This is a genomic window from Vicinamibacterales bacterium, assembly GCA_041659285.1.
Classification (GTDB): Bacteria; Acidobacteriota; Vicinamibacteria; order Vicinamibacterales; family UBA2999; genus 12-FULL-67-14b.
Window position 1 is genome coordinate 312798 of record JBAZYO010000002.1, and the last position, 16537, is coordinate 329334.

The following is a 16537-nucleotide window of genomic DNA, read 5'->3' on the forward strand; positions in this document are numbered from 1 at the left end:
TCACACTGCCGCCCAACCGCCGGGCGCCGCGGGATTGGTCAGTGGAACCTCGTCGCCCGGGGTTGACTTGGACACGGACTGCTGGGAATTAGAAAGCCATTGGAACAAGTCGCGAAAGCGCAGCCCGTCGAGCCTAAGAGGCTCGCGCGACGCGATTTGAGTCAACACGTCCATTCGAGCTTCCTGAACGCCGACAGCAAAAAACGAAAAGGACTTCTTGCTCTCGCCTTCGCGGACTCGCTGTGCCGCCGTTTGCCATTCGTCAGTCGGCCCGCCATCAGTGATCAGGAATATCCACGGGCGGTAGAAGGCGATTCCGTTGGTCTTGTACAACTGTTTCCGCGCTGCCAACAGATCCAAAGCTTGATTAATCGCCGCCCCCATCGGCGTATCACCGCGGGCGGTCAAGGTAGGAGCAACAAATGAGCTGGCCGTGCAGAAGTCGTTAGCCAGTTCTACGGCACCGCCGAAGGTTAGAACTGCAACTTCGACTCGTTTAGCAGCGAGCGAATCCGCAGCAAGCTCGTCCCGGTATACCTGCAGCCCGGCGTTCAGCTCTGCGATGCGTGCGCCACCCATCGAGCCCGAAACATCCAATATGAGTACGGACGGGCATCGGGGTTCCGGGTTCTCTGCAAAGTCATCCGTACCGAATGGAATCTGATCCGTCATAAATGCGCTCCTGATTCAGCTTTCCTGCACGGGAGGGTCTTGCACTGCTTCGAAAGAACCCAAGGCCCGACCGATAACTACCGAGAACACCAACTTTTTGTCGTCGAGACTTACTTCCGGCAGGAGCACTTCATCGATGTGCATCAGGAGTTCAGAGATGTCGCTCTCTTCGAGTAACCCTTGAAAGGCAATCAACGTCGCCTGTACCGTTCCGTTGTCCAGATAGTGGATGTCGAGCGCTGCGATGTCGCTCTCGTCGCGTCGAATCATGAAGCGTTCGGAAGACGAAGTTCGCAGAAGGCGTAAGTATGAAGTTGTCATAGTCAATTGAACACTGCCCAAGTTAGGAGCCCTATACCAGTGGCAATTAGAACTAAGCATCCAGAGGCGCCAGTCTTGATATAGCGAAGACCAGTTCCAGGCACCGAAACAGATGTGTATTTCCTTCCGGAGGAACGAATTCCCGTGCGAAAACCCTTTCCACCAACCGAATAACCAACGCCAGATCTACTAATGTTGAGGCGAAATGGTCCTGCGGAAATCGATTTGCGGTAGCTCCAGCCCATAGTCGTCCGTGACCTTTCTCAACCAGGTCTCGAAGTCGAGAGGTTCAGGTAGTCAGCTTGCGAGTTAGGTCTCGGGGAGGCACCTTCCCATAGGTCACGCCATACGGCTGGATTCACTTCATCTTCCAAGATGACTGTCCCGTCAACGAGACGAATGCACGACACATCGTGAAGCTGAAGTCCGACGTAGCCTGGACGACACTTACGTAAGCGTTCGCGTAACGCGCTCAAGCCAGACAGAAACCCGTTCTCGGCCGTGTGACGATACACGTGTTGCGAGCAAGTCGCTTTGAAAACGCAACGCCGCGCTGAAATCAATGGCCGCCATCGCCAATACAACCGAATGCTCGCGAGCAATGCCCACGTCACTTGCGAAACACAGCCATCGCTATCGAGGTGTTGGCACCTGGCGTTGCACCAAAGCCAAAGCATCCACTCGTCCCTGCTACGTAAGTGTCCACGTGCTCGAGACGCAAATAATCCCAGCCGCCGCTCGCCTGCTCTCGGATCAGATTCTCCAGTTGCGATGCCGCAGCGCCAGAATTGTCTGTGTTACCAATGCTGGCCTTGAATGGAACGACTTTGTATTCCACTTAACCCCCTTGGCGGAAACGAGATGAGGCGCGCATGATACCAGCTCAGCGGTTCAAAGCCCACAAGAGTCCAGACGACCCAAAAAGGACCAAGAAGACAAAAAGAGGCCCAAAACCTAATGGACGCAGTCTCGCCAGACCGAACAAGTTGGCGAGCGGCTTGTTAACTGAGTCACTTCACTCTTCTTTAGGGGCTCTTACGAGCGGAGCACCGTTAGTGCTAGGCTCACGCGAAATCTGGGAAACACTGCCAGTGTGGGGGGGGGATGATGCGCAGCGGAACAATTTTGTTGCTTAGCGTTCTGATGGCTGCAGCTTGTCGGACGAGCGATTCCGAACCGAGCGTGATCCAGACAGCGGCCGTGCAGGAAAATAAGGATGCCGCGGGGCGACGCCGCGCGCTACTGGAGGCGGCCGACCAGATGATTGAATTGGATCGCGAGACCCCCGCTGATCGACTTCCCCCCCTCAAACGTGGTCGCGCACGTCGGTTAAGAACTCCTCTCCCAGATGTCAGCGCCTTGAGAGCCGCTTTCGGCCGTCCGGACTCAGTGCGATCTGTTCAAGACGGATCGAGCCGTCAGACCATGGAGTGGACAAACCCGACGGGCAGGGGGTTCTTGTTGTTTGCGCAACTAGGCGCGGACGGGCTCTTGGAAGGTCTGACGATCTATGAAGACATGCGACGTTGGGAGAGCGTTTTCAAAACCGGCGACCTATGGTTCACGTCAGATCCTGTGCCTTAACGCCTTGCTTCATTAGGCGCTGCGCCGCCATCTTAAATCGCACCCTAGAAGGAGGGTCCATGGCCAAGTGTGTGTGCGGAAGTTCTAATCACGAGTCTGTCGCATGCCCGCAATGCGGCGGAAAGGGAAGAAAGGGTGGTGGTGTGTTTACCTCCAGCTATGTTTGTTCTCATTGCAAAGGCACGGGACGCCGTTGCCCCAAAGGAAAATGACCTCGCCGACGCTGGACGCGAGGATACGTTGGCAATTGGAGCTTCGCCGCGCTCGGCGATCGAGGCGGGATTGCAGCGTGCGCTCGACCTTACAGTTCGCCTTGCAGACGCCCGACAGCCCGCATTCGAATCAACATGGCACAGCGGGCCTATTGTGTGAGACTTTCCGCGGCGTGAGCCTTCCTGGGATCTGGCCAAGAATAGACAGCCGCTACGTTGAACGCCTCTACTCTGAATTGAGAGGCAATCCAGTTATGGAGACACAACCGATCGCGATTCGTTCGGTGCAGGCATGTGCTCAACACTTGGCAAGTTCGCTTTGGCAGGAGCGGTGATTGAGTCTGTTTGAGAGGCAGGTTGCCGGCGTTGTGATTTTGCCGCCGAGGGAGGAACAGCTTTCGCCCAGGCAACTCGACCGAGGCGGGCGGAACGTGCCAAGAACGAGCCTCCGTTTGCGCAATGACCAAGGGACTATCTTGGGTGTTACGTTCAGTGGCGAGATGATTGGCCAGGTTTCACAGGGAGACTATCTTGTTTGCCACGGTTATAGCCGTCGGAACCACGGGTTCGTGGCGACGCGGATCTGGCTCAGAGGCGCGTTGGACGAACGCGGAGAACTCTACGGAGTAGACGAACCTGTGCTGATTGCCGATAAGAAGGTCTGCGCGATCGCATCGACCGTCTTTGGTCCAACCTCGACTGAGGTCGCGGATCTTCGCCGGTTCAGGACCGGCGTTTTGGCGCGTTCGAGGATCGGCAGAGGATTAATTACTTGTTACGGCTGGGTGGGACCCTGGCTTGCGGTTCGGGTGCTCGACCGTAGCGCGCGGTTGCGTGGCGTTGTCCGGACTTTGCTCCGTTTAGTCCTTCGTCATCTACCCAAGCACAATTAGCCTCATGTCATTCCTGAAGGGACGTAGCCAACGTGACGTCGCCTCACATCCGTTGCCCAAATCGTCGACACACGATCCAGGCGCAACTGGCGAGGCTCATGACTTCAACGTCATTCTTGGGCATCTGCGTCGATCAACGCTAGACGAGTCAGTTGATCCTTCGGCGCTGACGACCGTCATCGGCCCGCCTGTGAGTTTCCTGCGCGTGATCAGAGTTCCAAGACGAGTTGATGATCACGGGCGCTCAATCCCTGCGGACACAAGTCGGCAACGCCTTTTGTTGACCGCCCTTCACGGGCTGACGTTGCCAATTGTGTTGCGAGTCGAATCACGAGCCGGAGAGCTTCACATCGGGATTGGCGTCTCCCCACTTGCGCCCCCCGGAGTGCTCGAGCGACTCATGACGGGTCAGTTCCCCGGTAGTCAGTTCGCACCGATGGACCTCCCAGCGCTCCCAACTAGCGCGTCTGCGGCACTGTTGGTTGGGACTCTCCAGTCGCTAACGCAGACCACACTCCACGAATCGCCGGATATCGGTTTATTGGCGACCGCGTTGCGTGGGCGAGACTGGGGACTGACAGTAACGCTGGCTCCCATCTCCCGGCTCGAAACAGTGCGTCGGGTAATGACCATGACATCGCAGTCGCGCGAATGGTCAGTTCATGTTCGTGAGGGACTCGACGCGTCAGTTCAAGCAGGCCAGACGGTCACCAAAGCGACTCGTCGTGAGCGAGTGGACAGGCAGGCGCAGCTGGCCGTCGAGTGGCTGGAGATCGTCCTAGCCCGCACGACAACTGGTGAGAGTGAAGGCCTATGGGAGTGGAGTGGCGTCCTTTGGGCGCCAGACGAGGACACCCTCAACGTGACCGCGGCGTTGTCGCAAGGACTCCTGGGCGGTCCCGGAGGACTTCCTGAACCGCTGAGAGCGTTACAGCTCCCAAGAACCCTCGATCTGCAATCGGCGGCTGAAGGACGGACGAGGTTCATGCTTGGTGACCAGGCGCTGGTCACGCCACTACCGTCCAGCAACCTTGCCACGCTTTTCAGATTCCCTTGCGAGTCGATCCCGGGCTTCTCTGCAGTGCCGTCCGCAGGGTTCGCAACGGCAACGACAACCGCCATTCGCAATCCTGAACGTTCCTGTACGCTCGGACAGGTTCTGGACCGCGGCACTCGGACTGATCACAACTTGGTCATTGCACTTGATGAACTTGCCTCGCACACATTAGTAGCTGGGATGACCGGGGCGGGAAAGACCAACACTTGCATGGCGCTCCTCCGGGAGTGCGTACGAAACCGGATACCTTTCTTGGTAATCGAGCCTGCCAAGATGGAGTACCGCACTCTCTTGCGCGATAAGGAACTCGGGAGCGCGCTGCAAATATTCACGCTGGGTGATGAAGTCACTTCGCCTTTCAGACTGAACCCGTTCATTTGCCCAGATGGCTACTCCGTCTCGACACACCTTGACTCGCTCAAGTCGGTATTCACGAGTAGCTTCTCGATGTACGGACCGATGCCGCACATCCTCGAAGAAGCGATCCTCAGAGTGTATGAAAAACGGGGTTGGGATCTCGCGAGAAACACGAACCGGAACGAGAGGATCGTCGCGCGCCATCTGCTCTTTCCGACCCTAGGAGAGTTACTCGACGAAATCGATCCTGTTGTCGCCGCCATCGGCTACGCGCAGGAACTTACCATGGACATCCGTGGCGCTCTCAAGACACGAATCAGGAGTCTTTTGGCCGGCGCCAAGGGCTTGATGCTCGGGGGCATTCGGTCGACGCCGCTTGAGTTATTGGTCAGTCATCCCACTGTGCTCGAACTCGGCGCCCTCGGTGACGATCAGGAAAAATCTCTACTTATGGGACTCCTCTTGATCGGCATCTATGAGCATAGGCAGGTGCATGGTTCAGTGGGTGGTCGATTGGCACATGTCACACTGATCGAAGAAGCACACCGAATACTTAAGAATGTGAACACGACAGCCACGAACCCCGAGGTGGGCAATGTCACGGGGAAGGCTGTCGACACGTTCAACAACATCCTCTCGGAAATCAGGGGATATGGAGAAGGACTCATTATCGCCGAGCAGATTCCGGCCAAGCTCTCACCGGATGCGATCAAGAACACCGGGCTGAAGCTGGTCCATCGCCTGCAGGCCGCCGACGATCGAACAGTGGTAGGAGACACGATGGTGCTCTCTGCGTTCCAGAAACAGGAGCTCGCGCGCCTGCCCGCTCTGACAGCGGTAGCATTTGGCGCAGGCCTGGCGGAAGCTGTTGTTATCGAAGTAGCCGAGAGCAAACCAGAATTCATCAACGGCTTCGCACCTGTGTCCAACAACGAGGTTGCGATGGCGGCACGAAGCTTTCAATCTGAGCATCGTGACGCGCTGGAGCGCTTCCCAGCTTGCATCTCGTGCCCAACCAAGTGCGACCGAACGCAGGAAGTTGCGGACATTCTCGACGACCCCGTTTCAATTCGATACCGCGCATTTAGCAGGCTACTTCTGGCCTGGACGCTTGGAGCTCGACCTGATGAGGAGGCAGTTACGAGTCTTCCGGGACGCCCTGAGGGCGGGGATGCCTACTGCATTGGCGCTCATTTGGTGCATCGTTACTTTCGTGAAAGAGCGCACTTTTATCGACTCACGCCAATTGAGCGCGCGGCGATTGAGCGTGACCTTGCTCTTGCCGCCATCGGCGGTAATTGGAAGAGTCTGACAGCAGAGGCGTTCCGTCACGTTTGGTTGACCTACCTTGAACGGAAAGCCGCCGATCAACAAAACAGTTGCACAGACTGTCGTCATCCGTTCTGTTACGGCTACGAAATGGACGGCTCGCTGGCAGATCTCGCACGACTGGATCGGTTTAGCAAGATCGAGACTGACGCCGAATGTCGGGCGTTTCTGGCGACCCTGGCGGCCGAATCTATTGGCGCTCGAGTGACCAGCCTCCAAGAGCGGCTAGGCTACTGTTTCTTCATCCGGCGTTATTCCGAGCTCGGAGGAACACACGTGGATGGAAACTACAACCGGCTAATGGAGGCCAGGCCATGAGCAACGACGCCCGACGCGACTCGGAGCACAAGAACGAACGAGGCGATCCCGGCAGACGACGCGAAGAAATCGACCAGCGCACCCGAGAGAGCGCAGACAAGCTTGTTGCCAAAGAACCGCAAACAGCTTCCGAAGCGAAACCGAGAAAAGGCCCAGAGTCTCTGCCCAGGTTGTCCAGCTCAGAGCACTTTCAGCGCCTCGACAGAATCTCGGAGAGGAGTTCAATGCGGCAGCGACCAGAATTCGATCCAGCTCGTGAGCAACAACTCGAAGATATTGAGATTCGGACAAGTCCCGTCGCTTTCTTAAGGCGCCAGGATCATGCAGGACTCGATAAAGGCACCATCCGGCTTGTCGAGCACTCGCTTGGCGCGCACGGCATTGAAGGACCTGATGATCTCCGCGCCACCGGCGTGGATGATACGTGGGGCATATGGAACTCGAAGGCCAAATCGAAGGATCAATGACGGAGAGCCTAGTCGGTCCGATTCTTGCGCTGCTAATCGCAGCTTGGGGATTCTCCATCATGCTGCGGCCCTTCGTCGGAGGCGGTGGCAGGCGTGACGCAAGCGGGTACCCCTACCAGCGTCGAAGCTCCGGCTTCTTCGGTCGGTTCTTTCTCGCGTTTGTCTTCAGCGTAGCCTTGCCGGTCGTTTGGTGGACGGTCGCGCTGGTTGGTCGAATGTACCAACGCACATTCGTAGTGTTCACGGAATTCCTCACTGGCGTTCACGACTGGAACACTTACCGCACATCATCGCTAAAGTATGCCGGCGCTACCTTTGCCTTTCTGGGATTCAACGGACTATTGTTTTTGGTACTGAGCTTGGTTGCTTCGAGCCTCGCTGGAGGGAACGTGTCGGCAGCGCAGTTGGTCGTGGTCTTGGCAAGTAGCGCCGGGTGTGGTCTCGTGGCGCGCACGGCAATGCGACGGATGCCCTAGGATTGAAACGGTTTGAATTCGGTGCACTAGCTCGTCTCGTAACTCGTATGCCGCTTTGGACTCGGCGAAGCCTTCGCACAGCCGTGGCCGTCCTGGTCCTCCCGGCTGCGATGCTAATAGGCGTTCTGTTGACTAGTTACAGGCTTGAGTTTATGGCCGTTGCAAGCTGGCTCTAGGCGACCGTCGAACCTGTTCCCAAGGGAGAAAGGTAATGATCGAGGCTTCTCCTTTCTGGTCGATACCACACACAATCCTTCGGAACCGGCCTTCGGAACCGGCCTTCCGAATCGCTGCTACTGCCGACACCCCTCGCGAGACTGTTGCGGTTGTCAGCGCCGATTGCTCTGTAACCCTCTTGCGAGATCGCGAACTTGAAGTTCCACGGCTCGAGCTTGGCTGCGTTCCTGCAAGCCAGAAACGGTTGCACTTGTGCGGCTCGCGATCCTCAACGTGACACCTCGGTTCAGCATCTCAGACTCCAAGTCTGCCACTGAGTAGCGAGCCGTGAGGCGGATGATACGTTGATTTCTTGAGCCTCGCCATCGGAGCTCTGGGTTCGCAAGTTCACTCAGGAACGGACCGTCGACGAGGATATCCGACACGTCCAATAGCCGACGCGCCGCTTCATTCTCCGGCTGGTAGAACCATCGCATCGGATTACCACTGTAAAGCATCACCGAAAGCCCGAGTTCTCGAACGTAAGAGAGAAGAGGCTCCAGCGCCTTCGCCTGGTCCGTGGGCTCTCCACCAAGCACGGTGACGCCTTCAACGTCGCCCCAAGTCCCCACGGCGACCTGCCCGGCGATGACGGAAAGCTCCCGCATCTCCATGAGGGCGCCACCTTTCGCATTGAGGAAATGAGGGTTTAGGCATGTAGTGGTGCAGGGGCGTTGACAACCCTGCAGGAAGAGAAGCCAGCGAAGGCCGGGACCGCTGTCCTTCGAGAGAAGCGGCACGCTAAAGATGCTCGGCACTCGCAAGGGCGTTGTCACAGCGGGCACACAAGAAGAGCTTTGCTGTGGTTTCCGGAATCGGAGGAATCAGCCGCAATGCGACGGGCCATCATTCTAGGGCCTCCCGCACGAGCGCGGTCACGTCAAAATATGCTGGCGCATTGCCCACTGTTACACCTGAACGCGCTAGGGCGCTCAACACTGCTGCGATCGGTCCTTCGTCTGATTGCAGTTTCTTTGCGAGCAAATCAGGAGTCCTTTCCGCGAGGCCAAGTCGTCGAATCTCACCGAGAAGCGGCTCACAGTGACAGAAGGTCACGCCAGACAGCTGATCTTCGATGACCCGACACAGCTTCCATCTCACGAACTCCGTGACCTGCTCATCGTTGAGTTCCAGGATCTCGTACGCGCGGAACCGGCGCATGATCGCTCCCCTATCGGTCTCACTGACGCTAGCGGGCGGCCACGAGTCAAGATTTGCGGTAGCTACAAAAATCGTGTTCCACAGAGGAATCGGTTGATTCCCGTGCAACTGCGGTGTGCTGGCGGAATAAATCCGGTTCTGCACCAAACCGTAGATCGTCTTGACACCGTCGGCAAAGTTCTCAGGGTGGATTTCCTGAAATTCATCGAGGATGACGACGGCGTAACCTCGATTGCCAACCAGATGTGCGCCAGCCGCGGTCAGCGTGTCGGAATTTTGGTAGCCGGGAGGTGCACCGAAAAACTGGGCCTGGAATTGCCACGTCGAACGAGTTTTTTGACATTCGAACAGCAACGCGTCGTGGCCGAAGAGTAACGGGGCGATGGTCTCGCCAAAAAACGACTTGCCTCCGCCGCCCTTACCCCATAGAACAAGCGAACTGTTCTGCTTCCATCGGGCTCGGACCTCGTTCGTCTCGAGCCGTGTCGGTTCAGTCTGGCAAAGCTTGCGCCGCCATCTAAGCTCGGCGAGAAAACCAGTCACCGCTTGGGTCTGCCTGGCGCCAAAGTACCTGCGGTCGAGGGCCGCTTCGATGGCCTCGACATCAACCTTGGCCCAAAATGCTGCGTCGATATCGAGCACCGAGGTCGTGCGACTCGGTACTACCGGATTAGGCGCGCCGAAGCGAAGTCTGACTGGCTCTCCAGATGGACTGCGTCCTCGAAGTAATGCCCGAAGCGTCCGGCCAGGGAAAGCCGATTGACCCGTTTGCGCATCGCTGGGACAGCCGTCGATGCGTTCGAACCGAGCGTCACGGGCGCTGAACATGTCCCCCCATGGATGGGGGCCGCCAGGAAATCGGATCACATGAATGTTGCGGCCGTTGTAGACGAACTGAGGCCAGTTTATTGCGCCTGACTGCTCGCGCTGAGCAGGTCGCTCTGGTAGTCCGTTGTTCATGAAAGCGTCAAGCTGTGCACCATTGCGGCTATAGAAGATCACATCGAGGCGAGACGTGGGCCTTAGGGATCTGCCGTTGATCCAATCTTTCAGCCACATTAGATACTTGAGGGCTTCTCCAGAGAGTTGACTGTGACCTTCAATTACCTCCTGTGACGGGCGGTAATAGTTGAGTGAAGCCAACTCGACAAGCAAAAGTGCAGAGTGAGATTCGGTAGAGAGTCGCTCGACGATCTGCCGCAACTGTCTGAAGCGATTTGGAAATTTGGCACCCGATTCTGCGAGCAATTGCACTGGAAACATGGTTTCATTAGAAGCGTCGGGCTCTGCCCAACGTTTACGTCTCGGCGACGGCCGGCTGGCGTCGTCAGGCGTAAGGTCCCTACGCTGCTTCGCAGGGCGCCGGTACCACCACGTCTCCCAGTTCTCTCCGTGTTTCAGCGAGCCACCAGTCGGCGTGCGAAGCGAGATGACCTCTTCCTCGGGCTTATCGAGCGGATCGACGCCGATGCCAGCGTTAACAACCACAATCTCCTCGTAGCGGCGCCCTCCGTCCGGGCGTGTGCCACCGAGCATGAGCAAGAGCGCCTCCAGCAGTGACAGTGCCGGCGCCCGCGAGATACCTGCGTAAAAGTGATGAGCGCTGGCGACGTCGACCGGGCCGACAAGAACCACCGCACCTCCGCCAGTGCAACGGTCTAGTAGGTCAGCAATCTCTGGTCGGAATGGTCCAGTCGTCACTTGACCTGCTTCTTCGTAGCCTTATCTGACGCAACTGTGCCGCTCGTCGCTGCGCCGCGGTGGACATCTAGCGTCGGCTGCGCGTTCATCTTGATCAATCGAGGAATGGCTGCCGCCAAGCGCTTCGCGGCCTCTGCGCAGGTGCGCTGGTCGGCGTGACCATGGTGATGAATGTGCAATGAGCTGTCAATCCCTACAAGGCAGTCAACCTTTTCGCCCCCCATGGTTTCGAAGTGAACCTCAATCGGTTGAAGCCCGAGAACTCCGGGGCGCTCGCCGACCTTCTTCAGTGGCTCGCCGATCACCTCACTCAGCTCGGATGCGAGATTGTTTCGGACAAGATTGAAGCGCGCGGTATCGAGCTTGTCGAAGTTCTTTACCTGACTCGTCAGCTCGACGATTCTGGGACTGATTTCGTCAAGGGCTCGCGCGATGTCGTCAAATCGCTGATCAACCGAATCGTATAGCCTCACCTGCGGAATCTCAGCCTCTATCCGCTTGAGTTCCCGCCACAGCGGAACATCGAGGGCCGAATCGCCCGTCCCGACAAGCTCTTTCCGATCTTCGTCTGAAAACTCTAGCAGCTGACGCAAGACCATGACCTCAGCCTGTAGCGCCTCTCGCAGTGCCTCAATTCGAGCTTCGCGCCAACGGAACTCTGCGACGAGCTCGCGGGCCATGTCCGAGGCTTCGCGCGCGATTACGATCGCCTCAGCATCGCTCACCGCATTCGCTCTGGCACGGAGGCTGCGCACTACATCGAGGTCGAGCCCGAGTTCGACGGCGCGATCATTCGAAATGACGGCGAGCGCATTTGCGGCAGAGGCAAGCAATTGGGCCGTTCTCTCTTTCTGCTCGGCCAGGCTCGCAGCTTCGTGACGCTCTTCGTCGGCTACCTTGGCGTCAACATAGCGTAGTTGATAGACTCGCTCGGCTTCGATTCCATCGACTTGTTGGTCGAGCTCACGAAAGGACCGCTTCATGTCCTCGCGCACTCGAAGTTGTTTGTTCCTGATTGCACTGAAGGACTCCCGAGCATCGGTTGATAGCCCACGTGTGTCCTCTTCAATTCTTGCGATGTCCCGATCCGCCTGCCTCATGGCACGTTCGACCACTTTTCGTTGGGCGTGTGCAGTGGCAAGACGACGTTCAACACTCGCGGAGTCGGCGTCCGGAATGCGAAGTTGATTAACCAGCGAGCGGAGACGCTGCTCGCGCCCGCCGTTCAGTGCCTCCTCGTATTCTGAGTACGAGTGATATGTCCGGCCATTCGTTTCCCAACTCATTGCATCGCCTTTCTAACAGAACCGAACAGCCCTTCAATGGATGAACGAGAATGAGCGGGGTTAGCAAGCGCATCATCGAGCATCACCCAACGCCCGGTGAGCTGGCCGAGCCGGCAGACACTTTCGGGAGCGGTGATCGGAGGTTGCACTTGAAGTTGCGCTCGCCCCCCGTGCCAGATCTGGAGCGGCCCTACCCATGGAACCACAACGGTTACTTCGCCTTGGTCAGACGTCAGGAAGAACGAGTATGGGGACTTGCGATCGGAAGCGTCGCCCCAGGCACCCGCTGTGTGCCTTCCTTCGTCACGAATGCGGCCGAAGCGAAATTCCAAATCATCCCAAAGCCAGCCAATTTCGTATCTTTCGGCTTCATGGGTGATGGCGTCAGGCAGGTCGCGTCGGGCTTGGATAATTTCCTGGCTCAGCAGTCCAGCGATCGCGTCGATCCTCGCGAGAAGCGCACCGTGTCCGTTCCAACGGAGGAGTGCCGCAGCCGGCTGTCGCACGTGACGGTCGACCATAGCTGCTACCATTCCGAACTCGGGCCCGAGCAGTACTTTAATCTCCGCATTCTGCTCAGGCAGGGCGGTTGTGGCAGCCCCTTGGGCGAGTTGTGTCAGCCAGTGCGCCGCAGCTGCCAGATCGGCACGGCAGCGATCGAGGCGCCTCGTCCGCGATCTCAAGGTCCCCTGAAGCCGAAGGACGCCAGTAAGCGCTCCGGCCGACGCAGAAGCCAGTTCGGCGGCGCCCACCGATTCCGACGCAACGAGAGCCGCCGCCTCGACTATCCTGGCTCGTGCGGCGGAGTATTCCCCGACCAAGTCCATAGCATCCAGTTGAGCTTGCGGAAGATCCTGCACGATTTCATTGGCCTCACGCAACCAGTCTTCTGCGGTACGACGAGAGGCGACGTCCTTGCGAACCCGTTCGGCAGCCAGTGATTCGATCCGCCCCTGCATCTCCGTCATGTCTCTCGCGTGGCGGGCGGCGATCTCCGACAGGTTCGCCTCTATCCGTTTGCGCTGCCTCGTCAACTCGCTGCCTAGGCTCTCTAATCGGAGTGTCGCCTCATCACGCTCCGTTTCGAGTTGCTCACGTGCTTCACTCAAGCCACTCCGAAGCGTCGCAATTGCGGCGCTGGCTCGCTCGGCGTCAGCATCCAGCTCGCCGATCAGACCCTCCAAATCACCCGCATTCGAGCGCAACTCATCGATGATCTGGTCGCGATCGCGCAACGCCTCCTCTAGACGATGTACGACGATGTCTCGAAGCTCATCTGGTATAACCGCCATCACGAAGCTCGCTTTGAACTAAAGATGGTTTTCAAGTGGTCGAAGCATTGTGCGCGCAACTCAAAGCACCTGAGTCTCAGGGTCAAGACCTCGCTGCGCGAATGAAGAACATCAAGTTCCTCTCTCCTGACTTTGCACTCTTGTTCAATTTCTGTGAATCGCTCGGGACCCCTGTTAACGGCGTCGTGAAGCTGTCGCACGAGCTCGCCCGGTAATTGACTAGAACCAGTTGTTGCGTCTAGTCTCTCGTGCAAGGAATGCTGCAGCGCTCGCGCCCATTCCATTTTCCATGGAGCGAACCTCGACTGCCGCTTAACATCTCCCCTAATATCGCTGACTAGGGCCAGGAGCGACCCGAGGCGCGCGACGCCCTGTAGCTCCATGGCCTGGCTTAACCGAACTGTCGCTTCCTCTTGTAACATCGCGCGCCTCTAATCGATCGCTTCAAGGGTTTGCTCTTCAAGTGCGGCACTCTGCGCATATCGGCCGAGAAGAACTTCGAGAAAGCTGAGTACATTGTGGATCTCGCGCAACTCAGACAAGCTTTTCCCTTGTTCGGGATCTGGAAGATCTTCGACGATGCGAAGATGCCGTGATGGCTCCACGACAAACCGGAGTAAATCATCGCTCGATCGATCGGCTTGGTTCTTGTACGTTTGGCATCGTGCCGCGATATCGTTCTCGGACAGCTCCACAGTGGGCGGCGGCGGAGGGTCTCGCTCGACACGTTCAGTCAGGTCTGCCCAGAGCGATTCGGCGGCATCGACCACCCCTCGCGATATCAGCTGCCTTTCAGGATCACTCCCAGGCTCCCACGCCCGCTTCGCTCCAATGTGCCAGTTGGTAAGCCACTCGGTCCACGCCTCAAGCCCTCCATCGCGGTCCGAGCGAAGAGCAATGGTGTTTTCGACGCAGTAGGCCGCCAGTTTGTCGCTCGCCGCATTGCACTTGTGCTCCATCATCTCGGCTTCAAGTTCGAGTCGCGCCCGGGTATCGTGTTGGACAGAGCGTTTCTTGATCGCTTCGGATAAAGCTTCGGCGCGATCCCGACCTTGCGTGTCAGATCTGGCCGCGCCACCTGAGAGTCTCTCAAGCCGTGCTCGACGGTCGCCCAGTACATCGGCCTCGAACTTCACTAACTCGGACTGGCGATTAATGGCGGCTGCAGCAGCCTCAGATAGCTGCCGAGACAGGTCTTCCCAATACATTTTCGGCGTCCTTGATAAGCACGTTCATTTGTTGGATTCGCTCGGACAGACGGGCGCACGCAAGAGTATCTAGCTCAATCTGATCATGCGCCATTTGAAGTTGTCGATCGATGTTCTCTGCTTCTTTGAGCAGTGGGACATCTGAGCCGTGCGACGTCATCAGGGCGCTCACGTCACTGCGAAGTCGCTCGAGATCAGGGGTGATGATAGCGAGAGTAGCCGAAGGCGCAGCGAGCGCCTGTAACTCATGAAGCAGTGACACCGCCTCGTCCCGGTGCAACTGGCCCGTCTCCAGAAGTACTTCAAACGCGAGTTGAAGATCGGCGGAACCGTCCAGGGTCGCTATTGCGGACGCACGCCGGGCGGCGTTGGGCGCAACTCGCAGGAGGCTCCGTAGTTCTGTGGCTGTCATTAGATCTCCATGGCGTCGCCATTTCGAGGCTGGATAACCAACCGTGGTGGAACAACGGTAGCAAGACGACTCAGCAAGATGCCAAGCGGCCTCTGCATTTCTCCGATGTCGTCGCAACCTTCGACATCAAGCCAGTCGAACGCTTGTAACGCGCGAAACGTCTTTTCTCGCCAATCGCGAAACTGCGAGAACGCTGCGAGCCTGTCGTCGCCCGGTTGCAGGGGACGGCTAGCCTGAGGCGGTCGTGCATCGCGCAAGAACAACCACCCGACTGGGATTCGACGTTCCTGTAGGTGAGATATCACCGATTGGAATAGCTCGGAACGTCGCGCACTGGTCCGGATAGGCCCAGCAGCCAACTGAACCCATAGGGGGTCGTGGTCACCTGCTGGAGGAGGAGGCGAATCGCCTACTATCAGCACGGCGGACTGCTCGTTCGCTGCGCGGGCGTCGATCACGCGCCTTATGCACTCGAGTCCTTCATCAACGGCGTCAAAGAAGTCAATACCAGTCGCGTATGCCAGCTCTGGACTCTCAAGCAGGACTCGGAGCACATCGGGGCCGACCTCGCCCAGTTCGCCAGACGCCGATCTCGACAGTGGCAACGCGGGGTGAGGAACACAATCCTCGCGCTCCCTGTCAGCGAACCAGTAGAGGCCAAATCGAACCGTTCCATGAAGCCTAGTCTGGGTCGCGATGAGTGCAGCCGCGAACGAGCGACGCCAAGAAGAGTTCCAGAACGCTGAGTCAGCAGAAGGCGTTGCGTCAAGTGACGTTACAGCATCGAATGCTTTCAACCACGCGTCGCGATCGAGAGTGGTGCGATCGATCAGAATGTACAGGTTGACCGGACTCTGCTGGTTGAACCTTGTCTTCGGCAGGGACTCCACCGTCGACGGAGTCACACTTCGCAAAGGCGTAGTCGTAGACAATTTCAGTTGGTCTCGCCCATCTGGCCTCGGCTCGCCGTCAAGGACCAGTTCGCATGCACCGATCGGCATTCCTGCCTGGGTTGCCACCGAATATTGGCCTCCGCTGAGGATCGCGAATCCGCCGTCCTCGATTTCAATTGCGATGGCCGCTCGGTTCGCGGCGCTACTGACAGTAAAGCGAAACGGTAACGTGCTCCTGAATCGCCTCACCGATTGTCCGTGAACGATGATCGTCAAAGGGACAGCAAAGGGCGGCTCAACAGCCCGCTGGTCATGAAGAGCTTCACTAGAGGTGGGACTCTGGATGGAGCTAGGAGTCGCTCCCGTCGCGATCAAGCGAATCCTCGACCGGCGATGTTTCACCGCCAATTCCCAAAGCTCCAACTCGTCGTCGCTGATTTCCGTAGCCGAAGAGATAAGCAGCAGACCGCATCCGTCGTGCGTTACAAATTCAGAGGCGGTGCAGTCGAAGCGTGTTACCGACCCTATGGGATTGGTCGGGCCGGCTCCCATCCATGGGCGCCACATCAAGAGCGCAGCCTCGCGAGTCGACTGTCCGCAGATAACCATCCAATTCTGAACGGCCGGTTGCTGGTCTCGCAAATGGGACAGCACGGTCGCCAGACCATTCGTGTCAGAAAGC

At 57.8% G+C, this 16537-nt stretch carries 13 protein-coding genes; 3 read left to right on the forward strand and 10 right to left on the reverse strand.

Going from position 1 to position 16537, the window contains the following annotated elements; translation table 11 throughout:
- The 3 genes from WC815_04030 to WC815_04040 all read right to left on the reverse strand — a co-directional run bounded on the left by WC815_04030 (window position 1) and on the right by WC815_04040 (window position 1831).
- Entirely contained in the window at window positions 1-672 is a 672-nt protein-coding gene (locus WC815_04030) for a VWA domain-containing protein (protein ID MFA5907926.1), read from the reverse strand.
- Window positions 673-687: 15 nt separating this feature from the next.
- Complete coding sequence (locus tag WC815_04035; GenBank protein ID MFA5907927.1) at window positions 688-942, reverse strand: hypothetical protein; 255 nt, start codon at window positions 940-942, stop codon at window positions 688-690.
- Window positions 943-1603: 661 nt separating this feature from the next.
- Window positions 1604-1831 carry a hypothetical protein gene (locus WC815_04040; GenBank protein ID MFA5907928.1) on the reverse strand — a complete coding sequence of 76 codons (228 nt, stop codon included), beginning with the start codon at window positions 1829-1831 and terminating at the stop codon, window positions 1604-1606.
- Window positions 1832-4307: 2476 nt separating this feature from the next.
- Here WC815_04040 and WC815_04045 point away from each other — a divergent pair.
- From WC815_04045 to WC815_04055, 3 genes are read left to right on the forward strand one after another with little or no spacing between them, the layout of a single operon-like run.
- The gene (locus WC815_04045) at window positions 4308-6743 is read left to right on the forward strand and encodes a DUF87 domain-containing protein (GenBank protein MFA5907929.1); all 2436 of its coding nucleotides are present in this window, start codon (window positions 4308-4310) and stop codon (window positions 6741-6743) included.
- On the forward strand, window positions 6740-7210 hold the full coding sequence (locus tag WC815_04050; protein ID MFA5907930.1) for a hypothetical protein: 471 nt from the start codon (window positions 6740-6742) through the stop codon (window positions 7208-7210). Before WC815_04045 ends, WC815_04050 begins: the two co-directional genes overlap by 4 nt.
- Window positions 7177-7686: a hypothetical protein gene (locus WC815_04055; GenBank protein ID MFA5907931.1), complete on the forward strand. Its 510-nt coding sequence runs from the start codon at window positions 7177-7179 to the stop codon at window positions 7684-7686. Before WC815_04050 ends, WC815_04055 begins: the two co-directional genes overlap by 34 nt.
- Before the next feature lie 329 nt (window positions 7687-8015).
- Here WC815_04055 and WC815_04060 read toward each other — a convergent pair whose 3' ends face one another.
- The 7 genes from WC815_04060 to WC815_04090 form a co-directional block, all read right to left on the reverse strand.
- Entirely contained in the window at window positions 8016-8642 is a 627-nt protein-coding gene (locus WC815_04060; protein ID MFA5907932.1) for a 4Fe-4S single cluster domain-containing protein, read from the reverse strand.
- A 106-nt stretch (window positions 8643-8748) separates the two neighbouring features.
- On the reverse strand, window positions 8749-10698 hold the full coding sequence (locus tag WC815_04065) for a hypothetical protein (GenBank protein MFA5907933.1): 1950 nt from the start codon (window positions 10696-10698) through the stop codon (window positions 8749-8751).
- Window positions 10699-10760: 62 nt separating this feature from the next.
- Complete coding sequence (locus WC815_04070) at window positions 10761-12050, reverse strand: hypothetical protein (protein ID MFA5907934.1); 1290 nt, start codon at window positions 12048-12050, stop codon at window positions 10761-10763.
- The gene (locus WC815_04075) at window positions 12047-13285 is read right to left on the reverse strand and encodes a hypothetical protein (protein ID MFA5907935.1); all 1239 of its coding nucleotides are present in this window, start codon (window positions 13283-13285) and stop codon (window positions 12047-12049) included. The genes WC815_04070 and WC815_04075 overlap by 4 nt, the downstream gene beginning before the upstream one ends.
- A gap of 488 nt (window positions 13286-13773) precedes the next feature.
- Window positions 13774-14550 carry a hypothetical protein gene (locus tag WC815_04080; protein MFA5907936.1) on the reverse strand — a complete coding sequence of 259 codons (777 nt, stop codon included), beginning with the start codon at window positions 14548-14550 and terminating at the stop codon, window positions 13774-13776.
- The gene (locus tag WC815_04085; protein ID MFA5907937.1) at window positions 14516-14962 is read right to left on the reverse strand and encodes a hypothetical protein; all 447 of its coding nucleotides are present in this window, start codon (window positions 14960-14962) and stop codon (window positions 14516-14518) included. Before WC815_04085 ends, WC815_04080 begins: the two co-directional genes overlap by 35 nt.
- A complete protein-coding gene (locus WC815_04090; GenBank protein MFA5907938.1) occupies window positions 14962-16131 on the reverse strand; it encodes a hypothetical protein in 1170 nt (389 codons plus the stop codon). The genes WC815_04085 and WC815_04090 overlap by 1 nt, the downstream gene beginning before the upstream one ends.
- Window positions 16132-16537: the final 406 nt, after the last annotated feature.